This window comes from Moorena sp. SIO2C4, assembly GCF_010672485.1.
Lineage (GTDB): Bacteria > Cyanobacteriota > Cyanobacteriia > Cyanobacteriales > Coleofasciculaceae > Moorena > Moorena producens.
Map to the genome: position 1 here is coordinate 1 of NZ_JAAHGN010000321.1, position 7,185 is coordinate 7,185.

7 protein-coding genes are annotated in these 7,185 nt (G+C 45.3%); 2 read left to right on the plus strand and 5 right to left on the minus strand.

The window, feature by feature from the left end; translation table 11 throughout:
• Both F6K20_RS17570 and F6K20_RS17575 read left to right on the plus strand, forming a co-directional pair.
• Nucleotides 1–1,171: cyclic nucleotide-binding domain-containing protein (locus F6K20_RS17570; protein WP_287295452.1), on the plus strand; the 1,171-nt coding region annotated here is incomplete at its 5' end.
• A gap of 273 nt (nt 1,172–1,444) precedes the next feature.
• Nucleotides 1,445–1,780 carry a DUF8822 family protein gene (locus F6K20_RS17575; protein ID WP_008178549.1) on the plus strand — a complete coding sequence of 112 codons (336 nt, stop codon included), beginning with the start codon at nt 1,445–1,447 and terminating at the stop codon, nt 1,778–1,780.
• Nucleotides 1,781–2,005: 225 nt separating this feature from the next.
• On the opposite strand, the gene rpsN is transcribed toward F6K20_RS17575, so the two are convergent.
• The 5 genes from rpsN to F6K20_RS17600 all read right to left on the minus strand — a co-directional run bounded on the left by rpsN (nt 2,006) and on the right by F6K20_RS17600 (nt 6,742).
• Nucleotides 2,006–2,308, minus strand: a complete 303-nt coding sequence (rpsN, locus tag F6K20_RS17580) for a 30S ribosomal protein S14 (protein ID WP_008178551.1) — start codon at nt 2,306–2,308, stop codon at nt 2,006–2,008.
• Between the two features lie 57 nt (nt 2,309–2,365).
• Complete coding sequence (gene nth / locus F6K20_RS17585) at nt 2,366–3,082, minus strand: endonuclease III (RefSeq protein ID WP_008178553.1); 717 nt, start codon at nt 3,080–3,082, stop codon at nt 2,366–2,368.
• 389 nt (nt 3,083–3,471) lie between these two features.
• Nucleotides 3,472–4,563, minus strand: a complete 1,092-nt coding sequence (rseP, locus tag F6K20_RS17590; protein WP_008178559.1) for an RIP metalloprotease RseP — start codon at nt 4,561–4,563, stop codon at nt 3,472–3,474.
• Between the two features lie 97 nt (nt 4,564–4,660).
• Nucleotides 4,661–5,944 carry a serine--tRNA ligase gene (serS, locus tag F6K20_RS17595; RefSeq protein WP_008178561.1) on the minus strand — a complete coding sequence of 428 codons (1,284 nt, stop codon included), beginning with the start codon at nt 5,942–5,944 and terminating at the stop codon, nt 4,661–4,663.
• A gap of 228 nt (nt 5,945–6,172) precedes the next feature.
• Nucleotides 6,173–6,742 carry a DUF3611 family protein gene (locus F6K20_RS17600; RefSeq protein WP_008178563.1) on the minus strand — a complete coding sequence of 190 codons (570 nt, stop codon included), beginning with the start codon at nt 6,740–6,742 and terminating at the stop codon, nt 6,173–6,175.
• Nucleotides 6,743–7,185 lie beyond the last annotated feature (443 nt).

The window sequence follows — 7,185 nt, forward strand, 5'->3', positions numbered from 1 at the left end:
TGTTATTGCTGGTGGCTTAGGGGTTGGAATTGGTTTTGGACTACAGGATATAACTAAAAACTTTATCAGTGGTGTGACATTACTCTTAGAACGAACAATAAGAGTTGGTGATTTCATTGAATTTGATGGGTTATCCGGATATGTTAAAGAAGTCTCCATGCGGTCTACAATCATCCGGACAAGGGAGGGTGGAGATGTAGTAGTTCCTAACTCTCATTTGGTGGAAAACCGAATGCTTAACTGGACTTTTGACAGCTATAAAGCCCGTATACACATACCTGTAGGAGTCGCTTACGATAGTGACCCAGTATTAGTGACAGAAGTCCTGTTAAAATCTGCTTATTTAGAACCATCCGTCTTATCTGAGCCGACACCTAGAGTTCTTTTTAAAGGGTTTGGTGATAGTTCTTTAAACTTTGAACTTCGGGTATGGGTCAATCGAATTGATCAAGAACCTTTTATAAGAAGTTCTTTGAATTTTATTATTGAATATAATTTACGTCAGCAGGGACTCTCAATTCCTTTCCCTCAAAGGGATTTTTGGCTGCGCAACCCTGAAGCCCTGATGGCGAGAGACATTCACCGCGAAAATATTGAAACTATTGAAGAAAATATTGGACAATCAACTCAGCAGCCATTCAAAGTTAAAACACCTAGACCTTTAGCGTTACGTGACTTACTGCGGCAGGTCGATTATTTTAAAAATTTTACTGAATTAGAACTAAGGCAATTAATTGAAATTGGATACCGAAAGCGCTTACGTGCCTCAGAGATTTTATTTCATGAAGGCGACCCTGGAGATGCGTTTTATATTATCCTAGCTGGTTCTGTCGAAGTCTTTGTAGAGAGGATTAACAAAACTCTCAATAATCTTCAGGCCGGTCAATTTTTTGGCGAACTTTCGTTAATGTTAGGCGTACCAAGAACAGCATCAGTTAGAGGGTTAGAAGAGTCACTACTATTTGTAATTAACAATAAAGGTTTTAAACAACTATTGAAGGACTATCCAGATCTATCGGAGATTATTGTCCAGGAATTAGGCAAGCATCAGGAAGAATTAGCTGAGCGACAAAAACAGATGCGGAAAATGGGTTTGTTGGATGCGGCAGAAGATGACAAAAATCTTCTAGTTTGGGTTCGCAAGCGAGTCAAGAGACTATTTGCTCTTTAATAGCAGGATCAGTTTGTTTAGTATTGATACTAAGTTGCGGTCAAAGGTAAAACTTTCTCTACCCCCAATCTCCCAATCTCCCAATTTCCCAATCTCCCTATCTCCCTATCCAAGCAATCGACTATCTTTGAATCCAACTTGGTATGAGTGTTGAGTATGAAGTGTTGAGTGTTGAGTGTTGAGTCTTGAGTGTTAAGTGTTGAGTGTTGACAGTATCATAGAATCAAAGGTCAACAGAAAACTATTTAGCTTAGCCGTCATTAAACCTTATTTATGGCTAAACCGAAACCAATTCCAGCGATTACTCTGCCACCGGCTGCAAATCCTCAGCAGGAAGGTGAATGGTTACGAGAAACTCTTGCGCAATGGCTAGATCAAGAGTTTCTCCCAGAAGCAATTAATCAAACGATTGCACAACGCGCCGCCCAGATTTTCGTCCGTCAACGGATGGAGGGAGAAAATGATTTGGGTTCACTTGTGATTGCTATTGTTACAGAAATGCAGGCGTTTGACTTTCGAGAAAGTTTTTACGGGGAATTTGCGATCGCTAACGCTGTCAGTGACCTACTCTTAGAAAGTCTTGGCATTGATCGCTGTTGTGGCCAGTAGAGGTTTCAGGTTTCAGGTTTGTTTGCGTAGCGTGGCCGCAAGGCCAAGGTTGAAAGTTTCCAGAGCGTCATGCAAGGGTCGGTTTAAGCTCAAGGGAGAGTAGCTATGCTCCTCTTCAGTAGGAAAACCCGAAGGGTAGACTACGGTAAGTCAGAAAATCTTCTACCCTGCAACCTGTTAACCTGCAACCTGTAACCTGCAACCTAAAACCTGCAACCAGTTAACCTACCAGCTTGATTTAACCACACCTGGCAATAGACCTTGGTGCGCCCATTCCCGCAAAACATGGCGAGATAGTCCAAAGTCTCGGTAGTAACCCCGAGGACGCCCTGTAACCCAACAACGGTTCCGCACACGGCAGGGGGCGCTGTTGCGGGGGAGCTGTTGTATTTTCCGGTGGATCTCTAACCTTTCTCGTTGAGTCGCAGCATTTTTAAACTCTTCCTTGAGCGCCTCCCGCTTAGCTGCGTACTTCTCTACCATTTTTTTGCGCTTTTTTTCGCGCTCAATCATTGATTTTTTAGCCATTAATTCTCGAAACTCTATCTAAAAGAAGACACTGCCTTTTTATCTTATCCGATGAACTTAATCAGAGGCTGGTACAGTAGCGTTAGTTTTCCAGCTCTGTGTTGTAGTAGTCGTTTTCTCAGCCAGATCTGCACTGGCACATAAATCCGCCAAAACACAAGCATCACAATCAGGTTTTCGGGCTTTACAAATTGCCCTACCATGATAAATCAGCCGAATCGACCAGTTTTCCCAATCCTGCTGGGGCAAAAGCCCCATTAAATCTCGCTCAATCCTGATGGGATCTTTGTGTTTTGTCAATCCTAAACGCTGACTGAGGCGCTTGACGTGAGTATCTACAGTGACTCCCTGGTTAATACCATAGGCATGGGCAAGTACGACATTGGCGGTTTTACGAGCAACTCCAGGCAACTTGAGGAGTTTGTCCATTTGTTTCGGTACCTGACCACCGTATTCCTTAACAATCATGCGGCAGGCACCTTGAATATTTTTTGCCTTATTGCGATAAAAGCCAGTAGAGCGCACTAAAGTTTCCAAGACTTCTATATCAGCACTAGCGATGGCCACAGCATCAGGAAACTGGCGAAACAACCCCGGTGTTACCTGATTCACACGTTCATCAGTACATTGAGCTGAAAGAATGGTTGCCACCAGTAACTGTACTGGTGTTTCGTAATTCAGTGTACAGGTGGCTTCCGGATAGAGTCGCTTAAGGCGAATTAGAATCTCTAGGGATCGTTGCTGCTTGGCAGACCATTTACGGCTAATACTCATGGGTTGGAAGGTTGGAAGGTTGGAAGGTTGGAAGGTTGGAAGGTTGGAAGGTTGGAAGGTTGGAAGGCTGGAAGGTTGGAAGGTTGAAGGTTGACAATATCTTAGGGTCAATGTCTTCTGAAGCTACACTAGTAAAACCAACAGGGTAAACTAACCTAGGTCAAGAAATCTTTGTACCTGTAACCTGCAACCTGTAACCTGTAACCTGTAACTTGCAACCTGTAACAACTTGCAACCTGTAACCTGTAACCTGTAACCTGTAACCTGTAACCTACAACCTGCAACCTGTAACCTACAACCTGCAACCTGTAACCTACAACCTGTAACCTGTAACCTACAACCTGCAACCTGTAACCTGTAACCTGTAACCTGTAACAACCAAACACGGGTCACTGGAATAAGTTTTGTACCCAACCCAGGTTAGCTGTATCCCGAATAATCAAGAAGACACCTAAACCCAGAAGCAGCACTAGCCCAGTTTGCATAATATTCTGCTGTACTTCCATGGGCAAGGGCTTACCTCGAAGTCCTTCAATCAGTAAGAAAGCCAGCTGACCACCATCAAGGGCTGGTAGAGGCAAGATATTAATAATCGCTAGATTGATACTAATCAGAGCTGCAAACTGTAAAAGATTGACAGCGTTGGAACGAGCAATATCGGCTCCAATCGCCACAATTGCCACTGGACCGGATACTTGTTCCGCTGTTTCGCCAAAATTACTCAGTAGCTGACCAAAGCCTTCCAGGGTTAAGACTGTAATGCGTTGATATTCTTCGGCACCACGACTGAATACCTCCAGCAAACTACCAGCACGCTTACGCACTTCCTCCCCATTGGGAGACAGTTGTACACCAATTTTTCCTTTCCCATCTATCCCTGGTTCCGGAATCACCTTCAACAGTAGCGTTTGTTTTTGACGCTGTATCCGCATTTCCAGGGGCTGGTTGGGATGATTTTGAATCGCTTTCATCAGGAAAGTAATCCCTTCCGGGTTTGCTTCCAACTCTTGACCATCTACGGCGAGAATTATGTCTCTTGGTTTAAGGCCTGCTTCTGTAGCCACTAAACTGCTTTCTGGGGCAAGTTTAGGCACTACCACACCCGCTTGGTAGTTGAATTGGGAGATGCCAACCATTCCTACCTGAGCCACAAGCAGGAAGTAAGCAAAGACTAAGTTAGCAATGACACCAGCACTAATCACAATTGCCCGGTCTAGAATCGGTCGGTTGCGGAGCAAATTGGGGTCATTGGGGGGAATCTCGCTATCGGGGTCATCATCAGGAAAACCCACAAACCCCCCTAGGGGAATCGCTCGCACTGCATACTCAGTTTCTGGACCCTGATATTTCCATAGAATTGGACCAAAGCCAAGAGAAAAGCGATTGGCATAGATTCCTTGCAGACGAGCTGCCATAAAATGACCCAGCTCGTGAACAAGAATCAAGACTGCCAAAACTGCAATCGCCGCCAAAATTGACATATAAGTGAAGAATTTATTTAATGTAATGTTAACTTCATTTTTCTATTGTATAGGCATTGCAATTAGGTTCTAGGTTCTAGGCTTATGGCTGATGGTATTACAAGACGTCTCGCCCCATATAAGGCTGTAAAGCCTCTGGGATCTTAACCGTTCCATCCGGTTGCTGATAATTTTCCAGAATGCCTGACATAGTACGCCCCACTGCCAATCCTGAGCCATTGAGAGTATGAACAAAGTGAGTGCCTTTTTTGCCGGACTCTTTGAAGCGAATCCTACCCCGCCGTGCCTGGAAATCAAAGCAATTGGAGCAACTGGAAATCTCCCGATATGTCCTTTGCGAAGGCAGCCAAACTTCTAGGTCATAGGTTGTAGCGGCTGAGAAACCGATATCCCCTGTACACAGTTCTACAGTTCGGTAGGGTAATTTCAAGGTTTCCAAGATCGCTTCAGCATTCTTAAGCAGTTTCTGATGCTCTTGGGAGGAGGTACTAGGCTCAACAATTTTCACTAGCTCAACTTTATTAAACTGGTGTAGTCGAATTAGACCCCGGGTATCCCGTCCATAGCTACCCGCTTCCCGGCGAAAGCAGGGGGTGAAGGCACAGAGATTAATGGGAAGTTGGGATGCTTCAAGGATTTCGTCTCGGTAGAGATTCACCAATGGCACTTCTGCTGTGGGTGCTAACCACAAATCATCATCAGAACACTTGAAGCTGTCCTCGGCAAACTTGGGCAACTGACCGGTAGCGGTTAGGGATTCACTGTTGATTAGTACCGGTGGCATCACTTCGGTATAGCCAGCAGCAATTTGCTGGTCAAGCATGAAGTTGATTAGTGCTCGTTCCAAAGCAGCACCAGCCCCGATCAATGTCACAAATCGACTCTGAGCGATTTTCACCCCTCGCTCAAAGTTAAGAATGCCGAGTTTTTCGCCAATTTCCCAATGGGGGAGAATCGGAAAATCCTTGGGAATGTACTCATCACCCCAGCGATGGACTTCCACATTTTCGGCTTCACTCTTGCCAATCGGTGTGGATTCGGAGGGCAAGTTGGGGAGGGATAGCAAGAGGGTGTTCAGCTGGTCTTTTAGGTCTTTTTCTTTGGGTTCCAGTTCGCTCAACTTAGTTTTGATTTGGTTACCCTCTTCCTTGAGCGACTGAATTTCTGGGCTTTGTGGAGGACTACCCGATTTGATTTTTTGACCAATCAGCTTACCAATTTCATTACTACGAGCCTGCAACTGGGTGCGGGATGTTTCCAGCTCCCGCTGACGCTGATTCAGTTCCAGAATAGGTTGTAGGTCATATTGATTGACACTACGTCGGTCGAGTAGTTCTTGAACCTTTTGTGGATTTTCCCGAATTTGCTTTAGGTCAAGCACGAATTTTCTTTACTAAAATGACGCGATCGCATGATCGGTACTCATCTGAGCAACATCGATCTAACTTCACCAATTTGCCACAGTTTTCTTGCCAACGGCAATTAACTTCTCCTGGGAGTAGGGAGCGGTGCGACAATCAAGCAAATTTAATTACGGGTCAAGCGCACCGAGGGAGTAGGGAGTAGGGAGTCGGCTGGTGAGCTGGTGAGCTGGTGTGGGGTATGTTGGCTAGCGACTGACTCGATTAAATAGCCACAGGGAAATGGCTATGCCAACAAAATTAGCAAAAATAGTGTTGATGTTTGCCTGCACAACAAACAGGTCTATCGGTGGAACATCATTACAAGCCAACCCAACTGGACTTTGTTGCTGAGCTAGAGCTAGGGCTACAAGGCTGCCTATGACTGCAAATGAGCCAATGATGGTCAATAACATTCCTACTAAACTGACAATCAAGCCCAGCCTAATCGTTTGAAGGGTTTGAGCTTTGCTTGGTATGTCTGACCCATTGGCAGCTAGCAGCCGACTAGCGATGCCAGTGTAACGGTAGGCAAAATAAATGCCTATACCTAAAGCCACTAGTCCACAAACTACGAAAAAAAGACCGAAGCCGATTCCTTGACCCCCTTGATTGTCAGGTTGAGGGCTGGCAAGGGCAAACCCTGCAAACACTAAAATCAGCGTAGAAATAACCCCTAGGATTAACTGAGTCCAGAAGGAAATCCAACCGAATCTGCGTAGGGTTAGGGCAATTTTTTGACGAGCTGGTGGGATGGAACTGTCAGGTATCTCTCGCATGGGGGCTGTGTCCCTTGAGTAATCACTTTTGAACCGCCTACCACGCGCTCCGCAACGCGAAAAGACGTAGGGCTAATCTTGGGTTGGAAGCTAAACACCCTTGTGGTAGGTCGGGGGGGTCAGCAACCAACTTTATTGTGACAAGGATTGATCACACTCGCAATTCATCCCCAGCTAAATCGCAGATAAAGCCCTGAGGGACTTCTTGTGGGAACCGTTAATTTTCTACAAAACCTGCCTGAATGGGTCCTATGTGAGATGAGCAATATTAATGGTTCACTTTTGTGTTACACTAACCCCCACTTACTCCAACCCCGACAAAGATTGCTATATATTAATCCCTCCATGCCCCCATCCTTCCATCCCCGATCATCCTCTCTAGGTCGCATCAATGAAATTGGTGTTACTCGTCTGTCTTGTCTTCCTTCCCGATGTTCCCCTTG

What these genes read in the sequence shown, in the direction of transcription:
- F6K20_RS17575 (WP_008178549.1), top strand. Translation starts at nt 1,445, where the DNA reads ATGGCTAAACCGAAACCAATTCCAGCGATTACTCTGCCACCGGCTGCA.
- rpsN (WP_008178551.1), bottom strand. Translation starts at nt 2,308, where the DNA reads ATGGCTAAAAAATCAATGATTGAGCGCGAAAAAAAGCGCAAAAAAATG.
- nth (WP_008178553.1), bottom strand. Translation starts at nt 3,082, where the DNA reads ATGAGTATTAGCCGTAAATGGTCTGCCAAGCAGCAACGATCCCTAGAG.
- rseP (WP_008178559.1), bottom strand. Translation starts at nt 4,563, where the DNA reads ATGTCAATTTTGGCGGCGATTGCAGTTTTGGCAGTCTTGATTCTTGTT.
- F6K20_RS17600 (WP_008178563.1), bottom strand. Translation starts at nt 6,742, where the DNA reads ATGCGAGAGATACCTGACAGTTCCATCCCACCAGCTCGTCAAAAAATT.